The sequence below is a fragment of the Nonomuraea diastatica genome, from assembly GCF_004349015.1.
GTDB classification, from domain to species: domain Bacteria; phylum Actinomycetota; class Actinomycetes; order Streptosporangiales; family Streptosporangiaceae; genus Nonomuraea; species Nonomuraea diastatica.
Genome location: NZ_SMKP01000161.1, coordinates 1 through 25,735 on the forward strand (window position 1 = coordinate 1; position 25,735 = coordinate 25,735).

At 70.9% G+C, this 25,735-nt stretch carries 26 protein-coding genes; 7 read left to right on the top strand and 19 right to left on the bottom strand.

From position 1 onward, the window contains the following. Positions 1–49: 49 nt before the first annotated feature. Entirely contained in the window at positions 50–706 is a 657-nt protein-coding gene (locus tag E1294_RS39270) for an acVLRF1 family peptidyl-tRNA hydrolase (RefSeq protein ID WP_132516043.1), read from the bottom strand. A gap of 203 nt (positions 707–909) precedes the next feature. On the opposite strand from E1294_RS39270, the gene E1294_RS39275 reads away from it, so the two are divergent. Beyond that, positions 910–1,935, top strand: a complete 1,026-nt coding sequence (locus tag E1294_RS39275; protein WP_246083618.1) for an EAL domain-containing protein — start codon at positions 910–912, stop codon at positions 1,933–1,935. A 278-nt stretch (positions 1,936–2,213) separates the two neighbouring features. Here E1294_RS39275 and hisG read toward each other — a convergent pair whose 3' ends face one another. After that, positions 2,214–3,059, bottom strand: a complete 846-nt coding sequence (gene hisG / locus E1294_RS39280; RefSeq protein ID WP_132516045.1) for an ATP phosphoribosyltransferase — start codon at positions 3,057–3,059, stop codon at positions 2,214–2,216. Positions 3,060–3,121: 62 nt separating this feature from the next. After that, complete coding sequence (locus E1294_RS39285) at positions 3,122–3,385, bottom strand: phosphoribosyl-ATP diphosphatase (protein WP_132516046.1); 264 nt, start codon at positions 3,383–3,385, stop codon at positions 3,122–3,124. A gap of 438 nt (positions 3,386–3,823) precedes the next feature. On the opposite strand from E1294_RS39285, the gene E1294_RS39290 reads away from it, so the two are divergent. The 3 genes from E1294_RS39290 (at position 3,824) to E1294_RS39300 (ending at position 6,998) form a co-directional block, all read left to right on the top strand. Beyond that, positions 3,824–5,068, top strand: coding sequence for an extracellular solute-binding protein (locus tag E1294_RS39290; RefSeq protein WP_220448186.1), 1,245 nt, complete (start codon positions 3,824–3,826; stop codon positions 5,066–5,068). A gap of 62 nt (positions 5,069–5,130) precedes the next feature. After that, positions 5,131–6,042: a carbohydrate ABC transporter permease gene (locus tag E1294_RS39295; protein WP_132516048.1), complete on the top strand. Its 912-nt coding sequence runs from the start codon at positions 5,131–5,133 to the stop codon at positions 6,040–6,042. Next, positions 6,042–6,998, top strand: a complete 957-nt coding sequence (locus E1294_RS39300) for a carbohydrate ABC transporter permease (protein WP_132516049.1) — start codon at positions 6,042–6,044, stop codon at positions 6,996–6,998. Before E1294_RS39295 ends, E1294_RS39300 begins: the two co-directional genes overlap by 1 nt. A gap of 66 nt (positions 6,999–7,064) precedes the next feature. On the opposite strand, the gene E1294_RS39305 is transcribed toward E1294_RS39300, so the two are convergent. From E1294_RS39305 to E1294_RS39350, 10 genes are all read right to left on the bottom strand, one after another. Further along, positions 7,065–8,846 (bottom strand): DEAD/DEAH box helicase, encoded by a 1,782-nt coding sequence (locus E1294_RS39305; protein WP_132516050.1) that lies wholly within the window; start codon positions 8,844–8,846, stop codon positions 7,065–7,067. Positions 8,847–9,153: 307 nt separating this feature from the next. After that, complete coding sequence (locus E1294_RS39310) at positions 9,154–9,513, bottom strand: metal-sulfur cluster assembly factor (RefSeq protein ID WP_132516051.1); 360 nt, start codon at positions 9,511–9,513, stop codon at positions 9,154–9,156. A 61-nt stretch (positions 9,514–9,574) separates the two neighbouring features. Continuing rightward, entirely contained in the window at positions 9,575–10,015 is a 441-nt protein-coding gene (sufU, locus tag E1294_RS39315) for a Fe-S cluster assembly sulfur transfer protein SufU (RefSeq protein ID WP_132333233.1), read from the bottom strand. 2 nt (positions 10,016–10,017) lie between these two features. Beyond that, positions 10,018–11,274, bottom strand: coding sequence for a cysteine desulfurase (locus tag E1294_RS39320; protein ID WP_132516052.1), 1,257 nt, complete (start codon positions 11,272–11,274; stop codon positions 10,018–10,020). Next, entirely contained in the window at positions 11,271–12,017 is a 747-nt protein-coding gene (gene sufC, locus E1294_RS39325; protein ID WP_132516053.1) for a Fe-S cluster assembly ATPase SufC, read from the bottom strand. The genes E1294_RS39320 and sufC overlap by 4 nt, the downstream gene beginning before the upstream one ends. Before the next feature lie 5 nt (positions 12,018–12,022). Beyond that, positions 12,023–12,343 carry a non-heme iron oxygenase ferredoxin subunit gene (locus E1294_RS39330; protein ID WP_132516054.1) on the bottom strand — a complete coding sequence of 107 codons (321 nt, stop codon included), beginning with the start codon at positions 12,341–12,343 and terminating at the stop codon, positions 12,023–12,025. Then, complete coding sequence (gene sufD / locus E1294_RS39335; RefSeq protein WP_132516055.1) at positions 12,340–13,464, bottom strand: Fe-S cluster assembly protein SufD; 1,125 nt, start codon at positions 13,462–13,464, stop codon at positions 12,340–12,342. The genes E1294_RS39330 and sufD overlap by 4 nt, the downstream gene beginning before the upstream one ends. Then, complete coding sequence (gene sufB, locus E1294_RS39340; protein WP_132516056.1) at positions 13,464–14,876, bottom strand: Fe-S cluster assembly protein SufB; 1,413 nt, start codon at positions 14,874–14,876, stop codon at positions 13,464–13,466. Before sufB ends, sufD begins: the two co-directional genes overlap by 1 nt. After that, complete coding sequence (locus tag E1294_RS39345) at positions 14,873–15,571, bottom strand: helix-turn-helix transcriptional regulator (RefSeq protein ID WP_132516065.1); 699 nt, start codon at positions 15,569–15,571, stop codon at positions 14,873–14,875. Before E1294_RS39345 ends, sufB begins: the two co-directional genes overlap by 4 nt. A gap of 91 nt (positions 15,572–15,662) precedes the next feature. Further along, positions 15,663–16,889 (bottom strand): multidrug effflux MFS transporter, encoded by a 1,227-nt coding sequence (locus E1294_RS39350; protein ID WP_132516057.1) that lies wholly within the window; start codon positions 16,887–16,889, stop codon positions 15,663–15,665. 183 nt (positions 16,890–17,072) lie between these two features. Between E1294_RS39350 and E1294_RS39355 the strand changes: the two genes are divergently transcribed. Further along, a complete protein-coding gene (locus E1294_RS39355; RefSeq protein ID WP_132516058.1) occupies positions 17,073–17,981 on the top strand; it encodes an ABC transporter ATP-binding protein in 909 nt (302 codons plus the stop codon). 29 nt (positions 17,982–18,010) lie between these two features. Beyond that, positions 18,011–18,775, top strand: a complete 765-nt coding sequence (locus E1294_RS39360; RefSeq protein WP_132516059.1) for an ABC transporter permease — start codon at positions 18,011–18,013, stop codon at positions 18,773–18,775. A gap of 91 nt (positions 18,776–18,866) precedes the next feature. Here the strand turns inward: E1294_RS39360 and E1294_RS39365 are convergent, their stop codons facing one another. Continuing rightward, a complete protein-coding gene (locus E1294_RS39365; protein WP_132516060.1) occupies positions 18,867–20,075 on the bottom strand; it encodes an MFS transporter in 1,209 nt (402 codons plus the stop codon). 111 nt (positions 20,076–20,186) lie between these two features. On the opposite strand from E1294_RS39365, the gene E1294_RS39370 reads away from it, so the two are divergent. Then, positions 20,187–21,119, top strand: a complete 933-nt coding sequence (locus tag E1294_RS39370; protein WP_132516061.1) for an EamA family transporter — start codon at positions 20,187–20,189, stop codon at positions 21,117–21,119. 341 nt (positions 21,120–21,460) lie between these two features. Here E1294_RS39370 and E1294_RS39375 read toward each other — a convergent pair whose 3' ends face one another. The 5 genes from E1294_RS39375 to E1294_RS39395 all read right to left on the bottom strand — a co-directional run. Continuing rightward, positions 21,461–22,129 (bottom strand): GntR family transcriptional regulator, encoded by a 669-nt coding sequence (locus tag E1294_RS39375; protein WP_132516062.1) that lies wholly within the window; start codon positions 22,127–22,129, stop codon positions 21,461–21,463. Positions 22,130–22,143: 14 nt separating this feature from the next. Beyond that, positions 22,144–23,088, bottom strand: a complete 945-nt coding sequence (locus E1294_RS39380) for an ornithine cyclodeaminase family protein (protein ID WP_132516063.1) — start codon at positions 23,086–23,088, stop codon at positions 22,144–22,146. After that, positions 23,085–24,077 (bottom strand): proline racemase family protein, encoded by a 993-nt coding sequence (locus E1294_RS39385; RefSeq protein WP_246083619.1) that lies wholly within the window; start codon positions 24,075–24,077, stop codon positions 23,085–23,087. The genes E1294_RS39380 and E1294_RS39385 overlap by 4 nt, the downstream gene beginning before the upstream one ends. Beyond that, entirely contained in the window at positions 24,074–25,075 is a 1,002-nt protein-coding gene (locus E1294_RS39390; RefSeq protein WP_132516064.1) for a proline racemase family protein, read from the bottom strand. The genes E1294_RS39385 and E1294_RS39390 overlap by 4 nt, the downstream gene beginning before the upstream one ends. Positions 25,076–25,172: 97 nt before the next feature. Next, positions 25,173–25,735 (bottom strand): bacterioferritin-associated ferredoxin (locus E1294_RS39395; RefSeq protein ID WP_181958625.1); only part of this gene is annotated, 563 nt, incomplete at its 5' end.

Consider the following 25,735-nt stretch of genomic DNA (forward strand, 5'->3'; position numbering starts at 1 on the left):
GTTGCCGACCGCGCCGAACGACGGACCCGCACGGTGCGAGCGTGGAGGATCAGGGCGGGTCGACCACGCGGACGCGGGCCGCGCGGAACGTGGCCGAAGTGTCCTTCAGCACCGCCAGTTTCGGATCGGGCACCACCAGGAACGGCTCGGTCTCCAGGGCCAGCAGGGGCGCGAGCCGCCGGTCGTGCCGCAGCGCGTCGACCGCCCGCCGGTCCCCGCCGAGCACCACCGCGTCCAGCTCCGCCAGGTGTGGCGAGAGCACCCGCACCGCCGTCGCCACCGCGTCGTCGAACGCCTCGGCCGCCTGCTTACGCCGCCGCCGGGCGTAGCGCTGCTGGGACCATCCCCCGGCCGCCGTGCGCCCCTGCACCAGCCGTGACCCCACTTTCGACGCGACCAGGGCGGAGCCGTGGAAGACACCGGCGGCGTACCCGCCGAGCCGCACCAGGAACACTCCCACCCGCCGCTCCGCCGAGGCGTGGGCGACCAGCCGGGTGACGTGCGGCGGCCCCGGGGGCGTCATGGGCGGGAAGGGCACGTGCAGCTCGGCCAGCGCGCCGTCGTCGGCGATTAACCGGACCACCCGGTCGTCCCCCGAGGCGGAGAAGGGTCCGTGGCGGCCGGCGAACCCGTCGATCCACGGGTGCAGGCGCTCCGGCGGCACAATCACCCACCGGCCGCCGCCGCCGGCCGGACGCGCGCTCATGGTCGGAAGGCTAGCCGACACCACCACGGCCGGACACGCACCCACAGCCGGAAACCCAGCCGACACCACCACAGCCGGACACCCGCCCCGAAATGCCGGCCGACACCATCGTTGTCAGGGCGGGTGAGAACCCAAGCGGAAATGTCGGTTAACTTTGGTTCGCGGGGCTTCTGCGGCGGATGTGGCTCCAGCACCATCTGTACGTGTCCTCCCTGCTCACCAGCCCCATGGTGGATCTCGACACCGGGGCGGTCATCGCGCACCCGGCCGTCGTCGACTCCGCCGGCGTCCTCCGGGCGGCCCCGCTGCCCATGGTGCTCGAACTGCCCATCCGGGTGGTGTTGTCAGGCGCGGGCGCGCTGGCTCCCCTGCACGAGGCGCTCAGAAGGGCGGGCAGACACCCGCGCGAGGCGATCCTGCTGCTCACCGGAGCGGCCCACGAGCAGGACCGGCCGCTGCTCAGGGCCGGGCTGGACGGCCTGCGCACGATCGGCTACCTGCTCGGCTTCGCGGACATCGGCTCCGGCGGCGCGGCGCTCGACCTGCTCACGGAGACGTCGCCGTACCTGCTGGCCCTGGGCCCCGAACTGGTGGCGCGCATCCCCGCCGACCACCGGGCGACCGCGGTGGCGCGCGCGGTGGTGTCGCTGTCCCGCGGCATCGGCGCGCACGTCCTGGCCCCGGGCGTCGAGCGCGAGCCGCAGGTGGCGGTGGTCCGCGGCCTCGGCGTACGCCTCGCGCAGGGCCCCCTGCTCGCCCCCGGCCCCGACGGCGAGGTGCGAGTGCCGCTGCCCGTCACCGACGAGTCGCCCGCCACGGTGATGCTCGGCCCGCGCGTGCAGGAACTGCTGATCCCGGCCGTGACGCTCCCGGAGGCGGCGAGGGCGGAGGAGGCGGTGGCGGCGTTCGGGCACGAGCCGACGATCACCAGCGTGATCCTGGTGGACGATTTCCAGCGGCCCAAGGGCAGCCTGGATCGCAGCCGATTCCTGCTGTCGTTCGCCGCCCGCTACGGGCACGCCCTGCACGGCGCGAAGCCGGCGCGGCGGCTGGCCGACCGGCCGCGCACGGTCCCGCGGACGACCCCGGCGGTCGCGGCCATGCAGGCGGCGGGCAGGGACGCGGCCCGCGTCTACGACGACCTGGTGGTGACCGACGAGCTCAACCGCTGCCTGGGCATCGTCCGCGTCTCCGACCTGATCAGGCAGGTCACGACGATCAGAAGCTGACGACCTCCCCCAACTGGGTCTCGCACGCGGCCTTCGTCGGCGGCGCCCCGGCCCATCCGGACGTCCCGATCTCAGTCGCTGGCGCGGGCCTTCGCCGCCGACCGCCTTCGCCGGGCACGGATGGTCCGCGACGACCAGGGTGCCCCCTTCGGACGGAACCCGGCCGCGGATTCGCGGGAAGCCGGGCGGGCGCATACGGGACCTGGCCAGCCCTTCGCGGGGAAGCGGGGTGGGCGCGTCAGGACTTCCCCCGGCACGTGCCCCGTGCCGGGGGAATGTCAGAGGCGGCAGGCGTAGATGTCGGTGACCAGGATGGCCCGCGCGCCGATGTCCCAGAGCTGGTCCATCACCTGCTGGTGACCCTTGCGCCGGACCATCGCGCGCACGGCCACCCAGCCCTCGCGGTGCAGCGGGGAGACCGTGGGCCCCTCCATGCCGGGGGTGAGGGCGATGGCCTCCTCGATGCGCTCGGCGCGGATGTCGTAGTCCATCATGACGAAGTCGCGGGCGTGCACGACGCCTTGGAGGCGGCGTACGAGCTGGTCGAGGCCCTGCGTCTCCGGTGTGCTCTGCTGCTTGATCAGCACGCCCTCCGAGCGCATGATCGGCTCGCCGAACACCTCCAGGCCGACGTTGCGCAGCGTGGTGCCGGTCTCCACGACGTCGGCGACGGCGTCGGCCACGCCCAGGCGGATCGCGGTCTCGACGGCGCCGTCGAGCTTGATCACGCGTGCGTCGACGCCCTGGTCGGAGAGGTATTTGTCGAGCAGCCCCGTATAGGAGGTGGCGATGCGCCGGCCGTCGAGGTCTTTGACCGACGCCATCGTTCCCGCCATGGCGGCCAGCCGGAAGGTGGAGCCGCCGAAACCGAGCGGCATGATCTCCTCGACCGGGGCGCCCGAGTCGATCAGCATGTCGCGGCCGGTGATGCCGGCGTCGAGGGTACCCTCGCCGACGTAGACGGCGATGTCACGGGGGCGCAGGAAGAACAGCTCGCAGCCGCTGGCCTCGTCGACCACGACGAGCTCCTTGCTGTCTCTGCGCGGCCGGTAGCCGGCCTCTTTGAGCATGCTCTGGGCGGCCTCGCTGAGGGCGCCCTTGTTGGGTACTGCCAGACGCAGCATGTCAGGTCCTTTGGTGTCTCTGTCGCTTCTCCAGGGCTTGCCGGTGACGGGCGCGTCGCGCCCTAGAGATGCTTGTAGACCTGGTCGAGCCCGATGCCCTTGGCGATCATGAGCACCTGCACGTGGTAGAGCAGTTGTGAGATCTCCTCGGCGGCTCTGTCGTCCGACTCGTGCTCGGCGGCCATCCAGCTCTCGGCGGCCTCCTCGACGACCTTCTTGCCGATGGCATGGACGCCGGCGTCGAGCGCGGCCACGGTGCCCGAGCCCGCGGGCCGGGTCGTGGCTTTCTCTGACAGCTCGGCGAACAGCTCTTCGAAGGTCTTCATGGTCTCTCTCGTCGATTGGCTGACGTGCCTGTCAAGCCTAGTCTGCGCCAGGCACTGGCGCTGCCCGGTGTCCGCCACGCGGAACGGCTGCACCGACGCAGCGTGGACACATCGGACGATTCACCGCACTCTATCTCAACCGCAATGATCGGCCCCCGAAGCCCTGGCCCGGCAGTGAACAGGAGAGCCCGCGATCGCGATGAACCGAGAAAGGATCGGGTGATGAACGTTTCAGACACCGTTGTCAAGGAACAGCACCGTATCCCATCGCCCTATGAGCCATCAGGCATGCCTCTTGTCACTTATCCGTTTAAGTGATGAGATCCCCACAGCAGTAGGCGGGCACCGGTCGCGGAACGCCCCACGCACATCCGCACGCCCCAGCGGGAGGTCCGGAGCCCCTCCGACCGATAGATCGGATTGCCCATGCGACGAACGATGGCAGCGTGCAGCACGATCCTGCTGGCGGCCCTGAGCGCGGCTTGCGCCACGAGCGGCCAGACCCAGACCGAGCAGGCCGCCCAGAACGCCCCCGCCACCCTGTCCTTCTGGTCCACGGGCGGGGACGACGAGACCGCGACCTTCCAGAAGGCGGCCGACCTCTACCATCAGAAGCATCCGAACGTGACGATCAAGGTGCAGACCCTGGCCTGGAGCGACGCCTACGCCAAGCTGCTGGCGGCGGCCACCAGCCGCAGCGGTCCCGACATCATCTCCGGCGGCATGACCTGGACCATCCAGTTCGGCGCCAGGGGCGCCATGGTGGATCTGCGCAAGCACGGCGCCGACGCACTCAAGGCGCAGGCGCTGCCCGCCCAGTGGGAGTCGGCCGTCTCCCCCGACGGCTCGGTGTTCGGCGTGCCGCTGGACATGTCGACCATGACCCTCTACTACCGCACCGACCTGCTGGAGAAGGCCGGCGTCGAGCCGCCGAGGACGTGGGAGGAACTGCCCAAGGCGATCGTCAGGCTCAAGGCGGCCGGGGTGCGCAAGCCCTACAGCCAGGACTGGGGCAACCTGGACTGGATCGGCTACTTCAACTACCTCTACCAGGCGGGCGGCTCGTTCTACACCCCCGACTGCAAGCCCTCGCTCGATACCCCGCAGGCCGAGCAGGCGCTGAAATACTGGGCGGACCTCTACCGCGAGCACGGCGCGCCCACCGCCACCGTGGAGGGCTCCGACGCCCTGGACACCGGCACGGCGATGGTGGTGGCGGGCAACTGGATCGCCAAGGGCATCGACCTCAACAAGCCGAAGCTGAAGGGCAAGTGGGCGATGGCCACGCTGCCCGCGGGCCCCGCGGGGCCGACCACGTTCATCGGCGGCAGGGCGATCGGCGTGACCTCCTTCAGCAAGCACGTCAAGACCGCCGCGGGCTTCGTCACGTTCCTGTACAGCGACGAGGCCATCGCCGCGATCTCGGACGAGGCCAAGAAGCGGAACATCTCCTACATCCCGCCGCGACCCGACAAGATCGTGGACGGCTCGGTGTTCACACCCGAGCAGGCTCAGGTCTTCGAAACGGCGATCAGGACGGGCAAGGCCGCGCCCGGCTGCCCTGGCTGGGACGAGAGCGCGTCCGACGTGGCCAAGCAGCTCCAGTCGGCGATCCTGGGCAAGGCGGACGTCAAGACCGCGCTGGCGGAGGCCGCCGAGGTCATGGAGCGCAACGCCCGGTAGCCGCCCGCCGGGGCCGGCCGGTCCCGGCCTGCCCTCGATCCCAGGAGATCCAGGAGTTCGACATGGCCTCCCCCGTCCCCCTGAGCCGCAGGCTACGCCGCCACGGCACCTCGTACGCGATGCTCCTGCCGTTCCTCGCGCTGTTCGCGGGATTCCTGATCTGGCCGCTGGCCAACTCGCTCTACCTGAGTTTCACCACGTTCGACGGGATCAACCCCGCGGCGTTCACCGGCCTGGACAACTTCCGGCAGTTGGCGGAGGACACCAGGTTCCACCACGCGCTGAGCAACACGGGCCTGTACGTGGTGGCGTCGGTCGTGCTCGGCACCCTGCTCTCGCTGGGCCTGGCGCTCGCGTTCAACGGCACCGGCTGGCCGCACCGGATCATGCGTACGGTGTTCTTCCTGCCCTCGGTGACCTCCTCCATCGCGCTCATGCTCATGTGGAAGTGGGTGTTCTTCCCCAGCGACGTGGGCCTGGGCAACACGATCGTGAGCTGGTTCGGCGGCCAGGCCGTGGCCTGGCTGGCCACCCCGGGCCTGGCGATCCCGATTCTGGTGCTGATGTCGGTATGGGGCGGCATGGGCTACGGCATGGTGTTGTACGTCGCCGGGCTCGGCGCGATCCCCCACGAGTACTACGAGGCCGCCAGGATCGACGGCGCGTCCACCTGGCGGCAGTTCCGGCACATCACGTTGCCGCTGCTCCGCCCGGTCACCACCTATGTGGTGGTGACCGGCCTGATCGGCGCCTTCCAGGTGTTCGAGGCCGTCTACATCGTCTTCCAGACGGGCGCCAACAACATCGGCGGCGTGCTCGACTCGGGCCTGATGATCGTCCCCTACCTCTACGACCAGGGATTCACCCACTTCAGGCTGGGCTACGCCTCGGCGATCGCCTGGGTGCTCTTCCTGGTCATCTTCGTGCTGAGCCTCGTCAACCTGCGCGTGGGCCGCGCCATGAAGGAGCTGTGATGGCCGTCGCCCCGATGGACACCGCCGCCCCGGTCCGGCGGCCGCCGCGCAGGGCGGAGACCGGCGCGGGCAGGCGCTCACGGATCAACGGGCACCTGCTGCGCCTGCCGTTCTACCTGCTGGCGCTGACGATGGTCGCGCCGTTCTACTGGCTGCTCATCACGGTGTTCAAGCCGCCGTCCGAGCTGGCCAGGACGCCGCCGTCGTTCGTGCCGCAGTCGCCGACGTTCGCCAACTTCTACGACCCCGAGTGGACCGCTCAAGGGGTCAACCCCGGCCACCTGCAGGGCATCTTCCAGCGTTTCCAGGTGGACTTCGGGTTCTGGCGCTTCCTGTTCAACAGCCTGCTCATCACCACGACCATCACGGCAGGGTCGCTGCTGATCTGCTCGCTGGCCGCGTATGTGATCGCCAAGCACGACATCAGGGGCCGCAGGGTCATCTTCCTGATGATCATCGCGTCGATGATGGTGCCCTGGCAGACCACGCTGATCCCCAACTACGTGATCATGCGGAACCTGGGGTGGCTGGACAGCTACGCCGCGTACATCGTCCCCGCGCTGGCCAAGGCGTTCGTGCTCTTCTTCCTGGTGCAGTTTCTGCAGTCGTTGCCCAACGAGCTGATCCAGGCCGCCCGGGTGGACGGCGCCGGGGAGTGGCGGATCTGGTGGAGGATCGTGCTGCCGTTGCTGCGGCCGGCGCTCGCCGCGATGTCGATCTTCATCGTCCTCGCGGAGTGGAACAACTTCCTCTGGCCGCTCATCATCGTGCAGAGCGACGAGATGGCCAACCTGCCGGTCGCGCTGGCCAGGCTCAACTCCTACTTCGGCGGGCCCGACCACCAGGGCGCCATCATGGCGGGCGGGCTGCTCGCGTCGATTCCGACGATCGTCTTCTTCCTGGTCTTCCAGCGGTACTTCACCCGCGGCATCGCGCTCAGCGGCCTGAAGGGCTGAAACGGCGCCGCCCGCCGCACCTGGTCCGGTGCGGCGGGCAGCGCCTGAGGTTCGGACGGAGCGGCGTCAGCGCTCGTAGCGACCGGAGTTGCGACGGTAGCCGCCGCCCTTGCCGCGCTCCCCCGAGCGGTAGCCGTCACGCGACCCGCGCTCGTCCGGGCGCCCGCCGCCCGAGCGGTAGCCGTCGCGCGGCCCGCGCTCGTCGGTGCGGTAGCCGCGCTCGCGGTCGGCCGGGAACGGGCGGCCGCGGTCGGAGGCGTAGCGCGGCCCCGTGGCAGCGCGGTCGTCGGAGCGGAACCCGCCCCGCTGGCCGCGGTCGTCCTGGCGGTAGGGGCGGTCGTCGGAGCGGTAGCCGCCGCGCGGCCTGCCGTCACGAGGCTCCTGGCCGCGGCTGAAGGGACGCTCGCCCTCGGCGTGCCGGCGCGGACGCCGGTCACCGTCGAACTCCCTGCGCGGGCGGCGGTCGTCACCCGACGCAAACGGCCGGTCGCCGCCCTCGTCGTGGCGGCGCGGACGCCGGTCACCGTCGAAGTCGCGGCGCGGGCGGCGGCCGCGGCGCTCGGAGCCGTTGGTGCCGCCGTCGCGGCGGGGCCGCAGCGGCTTGCGCACGTCGGGCTCCCAGACGGGGACGGCCTCACCGCTCGGGATGCGGGCCCCGGTGACCTCGGCGAGCCTGGGGTGGCCCGGCGTGACCTTCAGCCGGAACGGGTGGATGCCGGCGCGCCGGGTGAGCGCGTCGGTCGAGCGCCGCTCGTTGGGCAGCACCAGCGTGACCACGGTGCCCTTCTCGCCGGCGCGGGCCGTACGGCCGCCCCGGTGCAGGTAGCTCTTGTGGTCCTGCGGGGGGTCGACGTGCAGCACGAGGCTGATGTTGTCGACGTGGATGCCCCGCGCCGCGACGTCGGTGCAGACGAGCACGCCGATGGAGCCCTCGCGGAACTCGGCGAGGATGCGGGTGCGCTGGTTCTGGCGCTTGCCGCCGTGCAGGCCGCCCGCCTTGACACCGACCCTGGCCAGCTGCTTGCAGAGCCGGTCGACGCCGTGCTGGGTGCGGACGAAGATGATCGTACGGCCCTCGCGGTTGGCGATCGCGGCCGTGACGTCGAACTTGTCGTCGCGCGTGACCTGCATCACGTGGTGCTCCATGGTGTCGACCGGAGAGGTCGCGGGGGCCACGGAGTGGGTGATCGGGTCCTTCAGGAAGCGCCGGACGAGCTTGTCGACGTCGCCGTCGAGCGTGGCGGAGAACAGCAGCCGCTGCCCGTCGGCCGGCGTCTGCGCGAGCAGCTCGGTGACGACGGGGAAGAAGCCGAGGTCGCACATGTGGTCGGCCTCGTCGAGGACGCTGACCTCGACCTCGGACAGGGAGCACTCACCCTGTCTGATGAGGTCGCCCAGGCGGCCGGGGGTGGCGATGACGACGTCGACGCCGCGCCGCAGCGCCTCGATCTGCTTGCCCATGGACATGCCGCCGACGATGACCTTCATGCGCAGCCCGAGGCCGCGGCCGAGAGGTTCGAGGGCGTCGTGCACCTGGAGCGCGAGCTCGCGGGTCGGCACGAGGATCATGGCCTTGGGCCGGCCGGGGGCGGGCCGCACACCCGCGATGCGGGCCATGGTGGGCAGGCCGAAGGCGAGCGTCTTGCCGGAGCCGGTCTGGCCCCGGCCGAGCACGTCGTGGCCGGCGAGCACGTCGGGGATCGTCGCGCTCTGAATGGGGAAGGGGCTGTCGAAACCCAGCTTGGCCAGCCCGTTGACGAGCGGCTTCGGCAGGCCGAGCAGCTCGAACTCGGAGGGGCCAGGCTCGGGAGTGGTCTCGCCGAGCTCGGGCATGACAGCGTCAAGCATGGTCACGAAAGTCGTGCCTTTCCGTCGAAGTGGCGCGTCACTTCTGCGAAAGGACGAGCCGGGACGTACGGCGCTGGCCGTACACGTTCAAGGGCACCCGCCGTCGGGGCGGGTCGAGAATGAGGGGGACACACCGGGGCACCGGCCGCAGGCGGCGCTAGACGCGCAATGAGACGTCAGGTGCGTCTGGTGCCAACGCCGGGATGTTATCGGATATTCCCCGGATGGGTCCGGACCTTCCAAAACCCGCTCTGGCACACGCACTGAAACGGCCGACGCTTTACGCCAGCCGTTACAGCAGCAAAGATCAGACGTTAAAGCCTAGCATACGCAGTTGCTCTCGGCCCTCGTCGGTGATCTTGTCAGGCCCCCATGGCGGCAACCAGACCCAGTTGATCTTGACATCGGAGACCATGCCGTCCAGCGCGGAGTGGGCCTGATCCTCGATGACGTCGGTCAAAGGGCAGGCCGCGCTGGTCAGCGTCATGTCGATGGTCGCCACCGGCTGCCCGCCGTCGGACGGGTCGAGATTGAGCCCGTAGACGAGGCCCAGATCGACCACGTTGATGCCGAGCTCGGGGTCGACGACGTCCTTGAGCGCCTCCATGACCTCGTCGACGCTCGCGTCACCGTCGAAGCCGGTCGGGGTCTCCACTGGCTTGCTCATGACATCTCCTCCGCCGTCGTGAGTGAACCGCCGTGTCGCATCAAGCCTTCGCTTCGCTCACTCACGTGGCAGCGCTCCTCACTACAGCGTCTTTGTAGGCCATCCAGGAAAGCAACGCACATTTCACACGCGCCGGGAACTTGGCGACGCCCGCGAACGCGACCGCGTCGCCGAGCACCTCCTCGTCGGCCTCCACCTTGCCCCTGCCCTGCATGAGCCGCGTGAACTCGTCGACCACGGAGAGCGTCTCCTCGACCGTCGAGCCGGTGGCCAGCTCGTGCAGCACGGACGCGGCCGCCTGGCTGATCGAACAACCCTGGCCGTCGTAGGAGACATCGAGGATCTTGCCGGCGTCGCCCACCTTGACCCTGAGCGTGATCTCGTCGCCGCACGTCGGGTTCACGTGGTGAACCTCGGCGTCGTACGGCTCGCGCAGCCCCCGCCCCTGCGGGTGCTTGTAGTGTTCCAGGATCAGCTCCTGGTACATCGACTCGCCGATCATGGCTATGCGAACACCTTCTGAACGTGATGGAGGCCCCGCACCAGGGCGTCGATCTCGCCCGTGGTGTTGTACAGATAGAACGACGCCCGCGTGGTCGCCGGTATTCCGAAGCGCAGATGCAGGGGGCGCGCGCAGTGGTGCCCCACGCGCACGGCGACGCCGAACTGGTCGTCGAGAATCTGCCCCACGTCGTGCGGGTGGATGCCCTCCAGCGTGAACGACAGCGTGCCGCCGCGCTCCTCGAGCGTGTCAGGACCGATGAGACGCAGGCCTGGCACCTCGCGCAGGGCGTCGAGCGCGTAGGCCGTCAGCGTGCGCTCGTGGGCCTCTACGGCCTCCATGCCGACGCCGGTGAGATAGTCGACGGCCGCGCCGAGCCCGATGGCCTCGACGATCGGCGGCGTGCCCGCCTCGAACTTGTGCGGAATGGGTGCGTACGTCGAGCGGTCCATCCAGACCGCCTCGATCATCTCGCCGCCGCCCAGGAAGGGCGGCATCGCGTCGAGCACCTCGGCCCTGCCCCACAGCACGCCGATGCCCGAGGGGCCGACCATCTTGTGACCGGTGAAGGCCACGAGGTCGGCACCGAGCACGGCCACGTCCACCGGGTGGTGCGGCACGGACTGGGAGGCGTCGAGCAGGACGAGCGCGCCCACCTCGTGGGCCCGCGCGGCCACCTCGGCGACCGGGTTGACGGTGCCGAGCACGTTGGACTGGTGGGCGATCGAGACGATCTTCGTCCGCTCGGTGATGAGGCCGGGATCGTAGTCGAGCCGCCCGTCGCCGGTGACCCCGAACCACTTCAGCGTCGCGCCGGTGCGCTGCACGAGCAGCTGCCACGGCACGATGTTGGAGTGGTGTTCCATCTCGGAGATGACGATCTCGTCACCGGGGCCGAGCGTGAAGCGGGGATCGGTGGAGGCGGGATTGCCGAAGGAGTAGGCGACCAGGTTGATCGCCTCTGAGGCGTTCTTCGTGAAGACCACCTCGTCGCGCGAGGGCGCCCCGATGAAGCCCGCGATTTTGTCCCGGGCGCTTTCATAGGCGTCGGTCGACTCCGCGCCCAGCACGTGCATCGCCCGGCCGACGTTGCTGTAGTGGAGCGCCAGGTGGTCGCGCATGGTCTCGATGACCTGGCTGGGCTTCTGCGAGGAGTTGCCCGAGTCGAGGTAGACGAGCGGTCGCCCGTCGGGCAGCTCGCGGGAGAAGACCGGGAAGTCCTTCCTGATCTTCTCCACGTCCAAGCTGGTGAGATTCATACAGACGCCTTCGTGTACTGCTCGTAGCCCTCCGACTCGAGCTTGTCGGCCAGCTCCGGGCCGCCCTCCTCGACGATCCTGCCGCCCGCGAAGACGTGCACGAAGTCGGGCTTCACGTACCGCAGGATGCGCGTGTAGTGGGTGATCAGCAGCACGCCGGTCTCGCCGGTGGCGCGGAAGCGGTTGATGCCCTCCGACACCACGCGCAGCGCGTCGACGTCGAGACCGGAGTCGGTCTCGTCGAGCACCGCGATCTTCGGCTTGAGCAGCTCGAGCTGGAGGATCTCGTGGCGCTTCTTCTCGCCGCCGGAGAAACCCTCGTTGAGGTTGCGCTGGGCGAAGGCGGTGTCGATGGCCAGCGCGTCCATGCCGTTCTTCAGGTCCTTGGCGAACTGGCGCAGCTTGGGCGCCTCACCCTGGACGGCGGTGACCGCCGAGCGCAGGAAGTTGGAGACCGACACGCCGGGGACCTCGACGGGATACTGCATGGCCAGGAACAGGCCGGCGCGGGCCCGCTCGTCGACCGACAGCTCCAGCAGGTCGACGCCATCGAGCAGCACCTCGCCGCCGGTGATGGTGTATTTCGGGTGACCGGCGATCGCGTAGGCGAGCGTCGACTTGCCCGAGCCGTTGGGGCCCATGATGGCGTGGGTCTGACCGGACTTCACGGTCAGGTTGACGCCGCGCAGGATTTCCTTGTCCTCGACGGCGACCTTCAGGTCACGGATCTCTAGGGTGGACATGTCTTTTATGACTCCTTCGAGAGCGAGACGAGGACGTCATCGCCGTCGATCTTGACTGTGTATACGTTCACGGGCCGGGTCGCGGGCGGCCCTGTGGGCTTGCCCGAACGGACGTCGAAGCACGAGCCGTGCAGCCAGCACTCCAGCGTGCCGTCGTAGACCTCGCCCTCGCTGAGCTTCACCTCGGCGTGGGAGCAGACGTCGTGCAGGGCGAAGACCTCGCCGCCCCTGCGCACGAGCGCGACGGGGGTCTCCCCCACCTCGACGCCGAGCACCCCGCCGTCGGGGATGTCGTCGAGCGCGCACACCTTCTCGAATGCGGTCATCGGGCCAGCTCCGCCTCCACCGCACTGAGCACGCGCTCGCGGATCTCCTCGACCTGGATCTTCTCGATGAGCTGGCCGAGGAAGCCCCTGATGACCAGGCGGCGGGCCTCGTCGTAGGGGATGCCGCGGGCCTGGAGGTAGAAGATGTGCTCGTCGTCGAGGCGGCCGGACGCGGAGGCGTGCCCCGCTCCGGCGACCTCGCCGGTGAGGATCTCCAGGTTGGGCACCGAGTCGGCGCGGGCGCCGTCGGTGAGGATGAGGTTGCGGTTGAGCTCGTAGGTGTCGGTGCCCTCGGCCTCCACCCTGATGATCACATCGCCGATCCAGACGGCGTGCGCCTCCTCGCCCTGCAGGGCGCCGCGGTAGTCGACGTTGCTCTTGCAGTTGGGCTGCGAGTGGTCGACGAGCAGGCGGTGCTCCAGGTGCTGGCCGGCGTCGACGAAGTAGACGCCCGACAGGTCGGCGTCGCCGCCGGGGGCGGTGTAGGACACGCTGGGCGACAGGCGTACGAGGTCGCCGCCGAGCGTCACCACGAAGCTGCGGAAGGTCGCGTCCTTGGCGAGCTGGGCGTGGTGGTGGGAGACGTGGATCGCGTCGTCCTCCCAGTCCTGCAGGCTGACGACCTTGAGCGTGGCGCCGTCGCCGACGACGAACTCGACGTTGTCGGCGTAGACCGCGTGCCCCTGGTGCTCGATGATCACCACGGCCTCGGCGAGCGGCTCGACCTTGACCACGATGTGGCCGTAGGTGGCGCCGTCGGGGCCGCCGCCGCGCACCTCGACGCGGATCGGCTCGTCCGGCGTGGCCTCCTTAAGCACGGTCACGACCAGCGCCTTCTCGAAGGCGGAATACGCCTGCGCGCTGACCCGGTCGGCCGGCACGTAGGCCTGGCCGATGCGGGGGTCGCCGCGCCCCACCCACTCGGCGGTGACGCCGGCCGGTGTGGACACCTGGGTGAGCGCCTGGCCGGTGATCTCGGCCTTGCCGTTGTGCAGCCCCTTCAGGCGCGAGAGCGGCGTGAACCGCCACGCCTCCTCGCGCCCGGTCGGGACGGCGAAGTCGGCCAGGTCGTAGGACGCCTTCTCGTGCAGGGTCGACAAGGGCTTCTCGTTCAGGCCCATCAGCCGACGGCTCCTTCCATCTGCAGCTCGATCAGCCGGTTGAGCTCGAGGGCGTATTCCATGGGCAGCTCGCGCGCGATCGGCTCCACGAAGCCGCGCACGATCATGGCCATCGCCTCGTCCTCGTCGAGCCCGCGGCTCATGAGGTAGAACAGCTGGTCCTCGCTGACCTTGGACACCGTGGCCTCGTGCCCCATCGAGACGTCGTCCTCGCGGACGTCGACGTAGGGGTAGGTGTCGGAACGGCTGATCTGGTCGACGAGCAGCGCGTCGCACTTGACGGTGCTGGCGCTGCCGTGGGCGCCCTCCTCGATCTGCACGAGACCGCGGTAGGAGGTGCGGCCGCCGCCGCGCGCCACCGACTTGGAGATGACGCTGGAGCTCGTGTGGGGCGCCAGGTGCACCATCTTGGAGCCGGCGTCCTGGTGCTGGCCCTCGCCGGCGAACGCGACGCTCAGCGTCTCGCCCTTGGCGTGCTCGCCCATGAGGTAGACGGCCGGGTATTTCATCGTGACCTTGGAGCCGATGTTGCCGTCGATCCACTCCATGGTCGCGCCTTCGTACGCCACGGCGCGCTTGGTGACCAGGTTGTAGACGTTGTTGGACCAGTTTTGAATGGTCGTGTAACGGCAGCGGGCGTTCTTCTTCACGATGATCTCGACGACCGCGCTGTGCAGCGAGTCGGAGGAGTAGATCGGCGCGGTGCAGCCCTCCACGTAGTGGACGTAGCTGTTCTCGTCGACGATGATCAGGGTCCGCTCGAACTGGCCCATGTTCTCGGTGTTGATCCGGAAGTAGGCCTGCAGCGGGATCTCGACCTCGACGTTCGGCGGCACGTAGATGAACGAGCCGCCCGACCACACGGCGGTGTTGAGCGCGGCGAACTTGTTGTCGCCCACCGGGATGACCGAGCCGAAGTATTCCTTGAAGAGCTCTTCGTGCTCCTTCAGGCCCGTGTCGGTGTCGACGAAGACGACGCCCTTCTCCTCGAGGTCCTCACGGATCTTGTGGTAGACGACCTCGGACTCGTACTGGGCGGCGACGCCGGCGATGAGGCGCTGCTTCTCCGCCTCGGGGATGCCGAGCTTGTCGTAGGTGTTCTTGATGTCGGCGGGGAGCTCGTCCCAGGAGGTGGCCTGCTTCTCGGTCGAGCGTACGAAGTATTTGATGTTGTCGAAGTCGATGTCCGTGAGGTCGGAGCCCCAGGTCGGCAGCGGCTTCTTGTCGAACAGGCGGAGGCCCTTCAGGCGAAGGTCGAGCATCCACTCCGGCTCGTTCTTGAGCGCGGAGATGTTGCGGACGACCTCCTCGGACAGGCCGCGCTTGGCCGCCGATCCGGCGGCATCCGAGTCGGACCAGCCGAACTTGTAATTCCCGAGGCCTTCCAGCTCCGGGCGGTCGGTGACAGTCACCTTCCGGTCTCCTTGCTCTTGTCTCTATGTGCGGATTCGCCCAGCGTCTGCGGGCTCACGTGCGTCGTGCAGACCCCGTCGCCGTGCGCGATCGTGGCCAGGCGCTGCACCGGGACGCCGAGCAGCTGCGCGAACGCCTCCGTCTCGGCCTCACACAACTGCGGGAACTCCGCCGCCGCGTGTGCCACCGGGCAGTGATGCTGGCAGAGCTGGTCGCCCCCCGACTTGGCCTTGCTGGCCGAGGCGGCGTACCCCTCCGCCGACAGCGCCTGCGCCAGCACCTGCACGCGCTGGTCCGCCGGCACCGTCCGCATGGCCGGCTCCAGCCGCCTCAGCAGGCTCGAGACCTGCGAGCGGGCGAAGTCGGTCACCGCTTCCTGTCCCATGCGCTCGGCCAGGAAACGCAGCGCGCTCCCGGCCAGGTCGTCATAGGCGTGCTCGAAAGCACTGCGCCCCGCGTCGGTGATGGCGAACAGCTTGGCGGGCCGCCCGCGACCGCGCTGCCCGCGCGGGCGCGCCATGCGAGGCTCGATCATCCCGTCGGCCAGCAGCGCGTCGAGATGCCGGCGGACGGCGGCGGGCGTGAGCCCGAGCCGTTCGCCGAGCGCCCCGGCCGTGACGGGACCATGCTCCAGAATCAGCCTGGCGACACGGGCGCGGGTGCCGCGCTCGTTGCCGTGCTCGCTCAGGTGCATGTTTTTCACAACATCAGTGTGCCGTAATTCCTTCCCACTTCACAAACGGATCCGGGAACAGGGCGAATGCAATTTCTCACGCAGGGTAGGCTTACCTAACTTGCGGACGGCCCAGGACGGCGAAAGTCAGGGCCGAGCCGAGGATGAGCACCAGCATGACACCGGCCATGGGCACGGCACTGGCGGATCCGACCAGCCCGACCAGCGGGGCCGCGGCCGCGCCGAGCGCGAACTGGAGCACGCCGAGCAGCGCCGAGGCGCTGCCCGCCACCTGAGAGGGCTGCGAGGCCAGCGCCAGCGCGCCGGTGCCCGGCAGCACCAGGCCCTGGCCGAGCATGATGACGAACAACCCGCCGACGATGTACCACAGGCCGAGCCCGGCGAGCGCCGCCGACAACAACAGCGCGGCTCCGGTCAGGCCGGTGGCCAGCCCGATGAGCACCAGCCGGGCCGGCGGCACCCGACCCGACAGCCGGCCGCCCAGCTGGGCCATGATGGTGAGGGCGATCGCGTTGAGCCCGAAGATGAGGGAGTACTGCTGGGGCGTGGCGCCGTACACCTCCTGGAGGACGAACGGCGAGCCGGAGATGTAGCTGAACATCGCACCGAAGGCGAGCCCGGCCGTCAGGGCGGAGCCCATGAACGGGCGGTCACGCAGCAGCCGCCAGAACGTGCGCACGGTGTGCTTGAGCCCGCCGCTCTCGCGCTCGGCCGCGGGCAGCGTCTCGCGCACGCCCGCCAGCATGGCCAGCAGCAGCACCAGGCCGATGAGGCTGAGCACCACGAACACGCCCCGCCACGAGGTGAACGCCAGCAGCTGGGCGCCCGCGATCGGCGCCAGGATGGGGGCCAGACCGCTCACCAGCATGAGCGTGGCGAAGATGCGGGCGATGGCGGCGCCGTCGTACAGGTCGCGCACGACCGCCCGCACGATGACCAGCGCCGCGCCGCCCAGCATGCCCTGCAGCAGCCGGAACGCGATGAGCATGGGCACCGACGGCGCGAACGCGCACAGCAGCGAGGCCACCATGAACCCCGCCACGCCCACCATCAGCGGCACCCTCCTGCCGCGCACGTCGCTGACCGGCCCGGCGATCACCTGGCCGACGGAGACGCCGATGAGGCAGGCGGTGAGGGTGAGCTGGACCTGCGCGGGGGCGCTGAGCATCTCGGAGGCGATGGCGGGCAGCGCGGGCAGGTACATGTCGATGGAGAGCGGCCCGATCGCCGACAGCGCGCCGAGGATCACCAGCAGCAGTCCGCGGCGGCCCCTTCGCTCATGAACGACGACGGCGGACGTGGCCTCTGCCACGGACATGGATGCCCCTCTCCCTCGCAGACCGGTGGCCCACGAGGGCCGAAGGATCCAACCATGACCGGCTTCTCCTGATTCCCGGTCATCAGATATTTCTTGGGAATTCCATGACCCGGATGAGGAACGCCGATACGGCCGTGCTCACCTGCGGCCGGGACCGCCCACCGCAGTCCCTAAACTCATGGCATGGACTCCCCAGCCGTCGAGATCGTCGACCTGGTCAAACGTTACAACGGCACCACCGCCGTCGACGGCCTCACGCTCCGCGCCGAACGCGGGGCGGTCACCGCGGTCCTCGGCCCCAACGGCGCGGGCAAGACGTCCACGGTGGAGATCTGCGAGGGGTTCCGCGAGGCCGACGCGGGCACGGTCAGAGTGCTCGGCCTGGCGCCCGCGCTGCCCGAGCTGCGGCCCAGGGTGGGGGTCATGCTGCAGGCGGGCGGCGTGCCGCCGGCGATGCGCTGCGCCGAGTGGCTGCGCCTGGTCTCCCGCTTCTACGCCCGGCCCCTCGACGCGGATGCGCTGCTCGCCCGGCTGGGGCTGACGGAGCACGTACGCACCCCCTATCGGCGGCTGTCGGGCGGCCAGCAGCAGCGCCTGTCGCTGGCCGCGGCCGTCATCGGGCGGCCGGAGCTGGTCTTCCTCGACGAGCCGACGGCCGGGCTCGACCCGCAGGCCAGGCTCGCCTGCTGGGAGCTGGTGGGCGAGCTGCGCGGCGCGGGCGTGTCCGTGGTGCTGACCACCCACCACATGGACGAGGCCGAGCGGCTGGCCAACCACGTGGCGATCATCGACAGGGGGCGGGTGGTGGCCGAGGGCAGCCCCGCCTCGCTCACGGGCGCTGAACGCCAGCTGCGGTTCAGGGCGCGGCCGGGGCTGGCGCTGGAAGAGCTGCTCACCGCGCTGCCCGCGGGCAGCGCGGCCAAGGAGTCACCCGCCGGGCACTACATCATCGAGGGCCTGGTCGGGCCCGAGCTGCTGGGCACGGTGACGGCCTGGTGCGCCTCCGAGGGTGTCACGGCCGACGACCTGCGCATCGAGCGCCGCACCCTCGAAGACGTGTTCCTGGAGCTGACCGGCAGGGAGCTGCGATGACCGCTCGGCCCGCACCCGCTGGAGGCGCGATGACCACGCTAGACTTCACCCCCGCGCCCGGCGCGGCGCCGTTCCCGCGCATGGTGTTCGCGCAGGCGTGCGCCGAGGTCCGCGCGACCCTCCGCAACGGCGAGCAACTGGCGCTCACGCTGGTCCTCCCGGTGTTGCTGCTGACGGGGTTCTCGATGATGCCGCTGGTTGACGTCGGCGGCAGCCGGGTCGGCTTCCTGACGCCCGGCGTGCTGGCCCTGGCCGTCATGTCCACGGCGTTCACCGGCCAGGCCATCGCGACGGGGTTCGAGCGCCGCTACGGCGTGCTGAAGCGGCTGGGCGCGACCCCGCTGTCCCGGGCCGGTCTCATGCTCGCCAAGACGGCCGCCGTCGTGGCCGTGGAGGTCATCCAGGCCGTCGTCATCGTGGCTGTGGGGCTGGCGCTGGGGTGGCGGCCACACGGGTCGTTCCTGAGCGCCGCGCTGCTCATCGTGGTAGGCACGGCGGCGTTCAGCGGCCTGGGGCTGCTCATGGCGGGCACGCTGCGCGCCGAGGCGACGCTGGCCGCCGCCAACCTCGTCTACCTGGTGCTGCTTGGCGCCGGCGGGGTGGTCTTCCCGCTGTCGAAGTTCCCCGAAGGGATGCGGCCGGTGCTGGAGATCCTTCCGATCTCGGCGCTGACCGGCGGGCTGCGATCGGTGCTCGCGCAGGGGGCGGCGCTGCCGCTCGTCCCGCTGGCCGTGCTGGCGGCGTGGGCGGTGTTGTCGCTGGGGCTGGTCTCGCGCACCTTCCGCTGGGAGTGAAGGAGAGCCCCGGGCAGCGGTGACCGCGCGCCGGGGCCGTGACGGGGGGCCTGGAGCCGGCTGAGGGCCGGAGGCGACGGGCGCTCGGGCTTCATTCAGGTTGCGGCTGGGGCGCTTCGGCGCCGAGGGCTCCGTAACGGCGCCTGGCGAGCGCGGCCACCACGGTCAGCGGGACCGCCGCGCCCGCCGCCAGGCCGAACAGCAGGGTGTACCTCCCGTGGTCGGCCAGCGGCCCGGCCGCCCAGGACGCCGCCGCGCTGCCCACGAACAACGCCGAGGCGAAGAACGCGATCGTCGTCCCCCTCGCCTCCGGCACCACCGAGGTGGCCCACGTCTGCAGCGACGAGTGCAGGAACGACCAGCCGCCGCCGAGCAGCAGCGCCGTCACGGTCACGGTCGGCAGGCTCACGTGCACGGTCACGATCGCGAAGCCGGCGCACAACTGCGCGCCGCCCACCGTCATCAGCACGGGCGCGGGCCAGCGTCCCACCAGCCGCTTGACGAGCTTGGACAGCGCCCACAGACCCAGCCCGTACGCGGTGATGGCGAGCCCGGCCACGGCGGCGGCGAACCCGGCGTGCTCCAGCGCGGTGGCCAGGAAGGGCATGACGCCGAGCAGGACCGCCCCTTCGACGAACGCCAGCCCGAACACCAGCAGCGCCCACCCGTGCCCGAGCACCGCCCCCAGGTAGCGGCCCACGCCCCGCGCGGCGCCCGCGGGCCCGGCGCGGGTCGGCTCGGGCAGGGAGCGGAGCGCGAACGCGCAGACCAGCGCGCAGACGGCGGGCACCACGAAGGCCACCCGCCAGTTCAGCAGGCCGGCGAGCACTCCGCCGAGGCCGGTGGCCAGGGCGGTGCCGAGGGAGGCGGAGGCCATCAGGTCCGTGAGCGCGCGCTGCCGGACCGACGCCCGGACCGTGTCGCCCACGTACGTCAAGCTGGTGGGGATCACCGCGCCGAAGCAGGCTCCGGCGACGATCCTGGCCGCCACCAGCGCCCCGAGCACGGGCATGAGAGAGGAGACCAGCCCCGCCAGCGCCGCGCCGAGCAGCGCTCCGCGCATCACCCGTACCCGGCCGAACCGGTCAGACAGCAGCCCCCACAGCGGCTGGGACAACCCGTAGGCCAGGTAGTAGCCGCTGGCGGCGGTGACGGACGCCGACAGGGACACGTCCAGGTCCTTGGCGATCAGCACGAGCATGGGGGTGACGGCGAAGCGGTCGAAGCTGCTGACGAACGACGACACGGACAGGGCCGCCGGTGGCCGCTCGATGCTCACGGGAAGGTCAGGGGCTCTCATACGTCCATCGTTCGTTTGTCTAACTAAAAGATCGAATACCACTCTAAGTGGGGAAACGTCGTAGGGCGTCAGTAGGCTTGGGGGTTGTCCTTCTCACAGGTGAGGAATCTCGTGTCCGCCTTCGCCCTCGACGACCCGTTCGATCGCGGCCCCGGCCTGTCGCGGCCGGGCAGCGTGCTGCGCACGGCCGCCGACTCCATACCGCCCTCCAGCCTCGTCCTGCTGGGGATCTTCAGCGTGCAGCTCGGCGCGGGATTCGCCAAGGAGCTGTTCGCGGCGCTGCCGCCGAGCGCGGTGGTGTTCCTGCGCATCGCGGCAGGGGCGCTTATCCTGGGCGCGTTCGTCAGGCCGCGGCTCAAGGGGCTGGCCGGGCGCGACTGGGCGCTCGGCATCGGCTTCGGCGCGACGCTCGCGCTGATGAACCTGTCCTTCTACGAGGCCCTGTCGCGGCTGCCGATGGGGATCGCCGTGGCCGTCGAGTTCCTCGGGCCGCTGGGCGTGGCGGTGGCGGCCTCCCGGCGCAGGCTCGACCTGGTGTGGGTGGGCCTGGCCGGCGCGGGTGTGGTGCTGCTCGCGCCGTGGGGGCAGTCGACGTCGGCGAGCTGGGCGGGGATCGCCTTCGCGATGCTGGCGGGGGCCTGCTGGGCCGGATACATCCTGCTGTCGGCGGCGGCCGGGCAGCGTTTTCCCGGCACGAGCGGGCTGTCGTTCGCGATGATCGTGTCGGCCGTGGTGGTCGCGCCCGTCGGAATCACGACCGGCGGAGCCGAGCTGCTCCAGCCCGAGCTGCTGCTGATCGGGCTCGGCGTGGGGCTGCTGTCGTCGGTGATCCCCTACTCGCTGGAGCTGCAGGCGCTGCGGCGTATGCCCAAGCGGGTGTTCGGCATCCTGATGAGCATGGAGCCGGCCGCGGCGGCGCTGATCGGGGTGCTCCTGCTGAGCGAGTTCCTGCACGTGCAGCAGTGGGCGGCGATTCTCTGCATCGTGGCCGCGAGCCTCGGCTCGACGCGGATGGCCGGCCGCGGGAACAGGCGCGGGAAATAGTGTCCGCACCCCCGTCATGGGCTCCCACGATGGGCCGCCGCGCGCCCGTGGGATGGGGTCTCGGGCGCGCGGCGGGGGGCTCGGCCTCGGTGGGCGGGTGTGCCGAGCCCGGTGAAGGTCAGCGGAGTGCGGGAGTCCGCTTGACCAGGCTGACGCCACCGCCCGGCAGCGGGGGTGGCGTGGTCCGGTGGTCCGATGGACCAGGACGACAGGGCCGCCGGGCGCCCGCGCGAGGCGCCACTCAGCCGGCCCGCATCGAGGTTACCTCGATCGAGGAGCGTACGATCCCCAAATGTCGGAACTTACCTCTCGGATCACGGGCCAACCCGGCATTGCCCAGCTCAGTGCTCGGCCCAGATGCCGCGTACGTGACCGATGTGCTCTTCCATGATCTGGCTGACGGCGGCGGCGTCGCCGCTCTTGAGCGCGTCGAGCAGCGCCAGGTGCTCCCTGGCCGAGTCGGCCAGCGTGCCCCGTTCGGAGAGCTGGGACAGCCCGTAGAGCCTGGCCCTGGTGCGCAGGTCGCGCACCACGGAGACCAGGTGGGCGTTGCCGCACAGGGCGAGCAGCTCGACGTGGAAGCGCAGATCGGCGTCGACGTACGCCAGCAGGTCGCCCCGCTCGCTGGCCGAGACGATCTCCTCGGCGATGGGCCTGAGCCGCTCGAACTCCTCGGCCCGCGCGCTGTCGGCCAGCCTGGCCACCGTGGGCACCTCGATGAGCTGGCGGATCTCGGTGAGCTCGTCGAGATCGCGGTCGGACAGCTCGGTCACCCGGAAGCCCTTGTTGCGCACCGCCTCGACCAGGCCCTCCTTGGCCAGGTCGAGCATGGCCTCGCGGACAGGCGTGGCCGAGACGCCGAACTGGGCGGCCAGCACCGGCGCGGAGTAGACCACCCCCGGCCGCATCTCACCGGTGATCAGCGCGGCGCGCAGCGCATGAGCGACCTGCTCCCGCAGGCTCTGCCGCTCTCCCACCATCGGCAGGTCGAGCCGGTCCTGGGCGATCATCCCGCCACCCCCTCCTACGTCCAGGCCTCGTAAGCGGCAGCCGCCACCACGAGGTCCTCCCACGCCATGCCCGTGCCTACGAACACGCGCGGCCCCGGCCCTGTGAGCACTCTTCCGGCGATCAGGTCCGCGAGGTTGCCGGCGAGATGACCAGTGGTGATCGTACCTTGGCGGATCGGGACGATCAGGTCACCCGCCTCCTCCATGGCGGCCGCCCTGGCCTCGACGACCACGGTGGCACGCGCGACGAGATCGCCGTCGAGCTCGCGGGCGGCGGGCTCGTGCGACCCTACGGCGACGACGGTGGCGCCGTCGCGGGCGAGCTTACCGGGGAACAGGGGTTCCCTGGCGGTGGTGCAGCACGCCACGAGGTCGGCCCCGGCCACCGCCTCATGGCTCTCGCCGTCCTGGGCCGAGGTCAGCGCCCGCGCGTCCAGGCCGAGCGTGCGGCAGTGCCCGGCGAGCGCCTCCGCGCGTCCTCGATCGCGCCCGACGACCGTCACCTCCGCGACGGGCGCCACCTCGCGCAACGCCGCCACGTGCCCCCACGCCTGCGGCCCGCTGCCGTACACCACCAGCCGCCGCGCCCACGGCTCGGCCAGGTGGCGGACGGCCAGCGCCGAGACGGCGGGCGTGCGCAGCGAAGTGAGCGCGATCCCGTCCATGGCCGCGAGCGGGGTCAGCGTCTCGCCGTCCAGCAGCAGGTACGTCCCCTGGATCCGGGGCAGCCCCCGCCCGGGGTTGGCCGGCGCGACGGTGGCGGCCTTGACCCCCGCGTACCGCCCGGCCGCGGCGGGCATCAGCAGCAGTTGCCCGGCGGGCACGTCCACGACCGACCGTTGCGGCGTGTCCTCCGGGTCGAGCCCCGCCCTGAGGGCGTCCTCGAGAACCTGTACGGCCCGCCCGGGCGGCACCAGCCGCTCCAGCGTGGCGGCGTCGAGATACGGCAGTGTGCTCATCGCAGGGTGAACCCCGTTCCCATCGGATCGTCGGGATCGAGCTCGAAGGAGTGCCGCCCGGTCCGGTACGCCATGCCCTCGATCTCCGGGATGACCGCGCCCTCGGCGACGTCGGCCACCCGGGCGCGGAAGGTGCTGCCGACGACGCTGGTGTGGATCAGCGGGCCGCGCAGCCCCGAGTCGTGCAGCAGCGCCAGCCGGGCGGCGGTGCCCGACCCGCAGGGCGAGCGGTCCACCTCCCCTTCGGCGAACACCGCCACGTTGCGCTGGTGCGCCACACCGTCCACGTCGGGCAGCTCCTCGTAGAAGATCACACCGTAGACGCCGGAGAGCCGGTCGTCGGAGGGATGCCGGGAGGCGGGGTGACCGGCCAGGTCGGCCTTGACGCGCCGGGCGTGCTCGATGAGCGCGGGCAGATGCCGTGGCTCCACCGACAGCCCCACCGCCGCGGCGGGCACCGAGGCGTAGATGGCGCCGCCGTAGGAGACGTCGGTCTTCACCCCTCCGGCCGGCACGCCGCGGGCGATCACGAACGACGGCACGCTGACGAACGTCACCGCGCGCACCCGGCCCCCGGAGCAGCGCACCCGCGCTGTGACGCGGCCCGACGGCACGTCGATGACCACGTCCGTCTCGCCGTCGGGAGCCGCGCCGGCCAGGCCCTCGTGCACCGCGTGGACGCCCAGCGCGATCGTGCCGTGGCCGCAGGCGGTGGAGAAGCCGTCCTTGTGCCAGAACAGCGCGCCGAACCGCGCGCCGGGGTCGTCGGGCGGGACCAGGAAACACCCGTACATGTCGGCATGGCCCCGCGGCTCGTGGCACAGCAGCCGCCGCACGTGGTCGAAGTCCGCCATCGCCGTGGAGCGGCGGTCGAGCACGCCGGAGCCGGGGATCTCGGGAACGCCGCCGGTCACGATCCTGAACGGCTCGCCGCCCGTGTGGTAGTCGACCGTGGTGATCACGCCGCGTGGACCGGGCGCCCGGCTCACAGCTCGAACCCCGCGGGGAAGGGGTCGCGGGGGTCGAGGAAGTATTGAGCGGTGCCGGTGATCCAGGCGCGGCCCGTGATCGACGGCACCACCGCGGGTCCGCCGCCCACGGCGGTCTCCTCCAGCAGCCGGCCGATGAACCGGGTGCCGATGAACGACTCGTTCACGAAGTCCCGCCCGAGCGGCAGCTCGCCGCGGGCGTGCAGCTGCGCCATCCGGGCGCTGGTGCCGGTGCCGCACGGCGAGCGGTCGAACCAGCCAGGGTGGATGGCCATGGCGTGCCGCGAGTGGTGGGCGTCGGAGCCGGGCGCGGCGAAATAGACGTGGTGGCAGCCGCGGATGCGGTCGTCCTCGCGGTGCACGGGCTCGTCGGCGGCGTTGATGGCCTCCATGGTGGCCAGACCGGCCGCGATGATCTCGTTCTTGACCTTGCGGTCGAACGGCAGGCCGTAGGAGCCGAGGCCGACGATCGCGTAGAAGTTGCCGCCGTAGGCCAGGTCGTACGGGATCGTCCCGAACCCCGGCACGGTCACGGCGGCGTCCAGCCGGTCGCAGTAGGAGGGCACGTTGCGCAGCGTCACCGACGTGGCCATGCCGTCCTCGACGGCCACGTCCACCGCCACCAGCCCGGCGGGCACCTCCAGGCGCACGGTGGTGACCGGCTCGGTGACCTCCACCATGCCGGTCTCGACGAGCACGGTGGCCACGCCGATGGTGCCGTGCCCGCACATCGGCAGCAGCCCCGACACCTCGATGAACAGCACACCCCAGTCGGCGTCCGGCCGGGTGGGCGGCTGCAGGATGGCGCCGCTCATCGCCGAGTGGCCGCGCGGCTCGGTCATCAGCAGCGTGCGGACGTGGTCGAGGTGGTCGCGGAAGTAGACGCGCCGCTCGGCCATGCTCGCGCCGGGGATCACGCCCACGCCGCCGGTGATCACGCGCGTGGGCATGCCCTCGGTGTGGGAGTCGACGGCGTGGAAAACGCGTTTGGTCCTCATCTCAGCCTTTCCGCCAGTGCCTTCCCGGTCGTCGCCCGCACCATAGCTCCTGCCGGGGTCGGCGTCTGGCGCTGCCAGGGCTCTCTGCGGTGTTCCGTCACGACGTCCTCCGAGTCGAGGGGGCCGGGGGGCCGGGGCGAAGGGGTGGATCGTCCGCGGGAGCCCCGCCGGTCACCTCGCCGCTCTCGCTGAGCGCGCCGAGGGTGACCGGCTGGGCGATGGGGCGGCGGGGCGGCCGCGGCGGCTCCCCTGCCAGGCAAGAGACGGCGTATCCGCAGATGCGGCCCTGGCACCAGCCCATGCCCGGCCTGGCCAGCAACTTGACGGAGCGCGCGTCGGTCGCGCCGAGGTCCTGCGCCTCGCGTACGCGGGCCAGCGGCACCTCCTCGCACCGGCACACCAGCGTGTCATCGCGCAGCCACCCTTGCCAGCCCGGCTTGACGGGGTAGGCCCGCTGCAGCGCCTCCCCGAACGCCCGCCACCGCGCCCGCCGCCGCACGAGCACCCCAGGCACCCCGGGATCCGCTGCCGCGGCGGGGCCCTGCGTCGGGGCGGTCCGGGGTGCCGTGCGGGAGCCGGCCACGATGGCCAGGCCGGCGATGCGGCCCTCCAGTTCGGACAGCCGCCACCCGCCGACCCCCGTGGGCTCGCCCGCCGCCC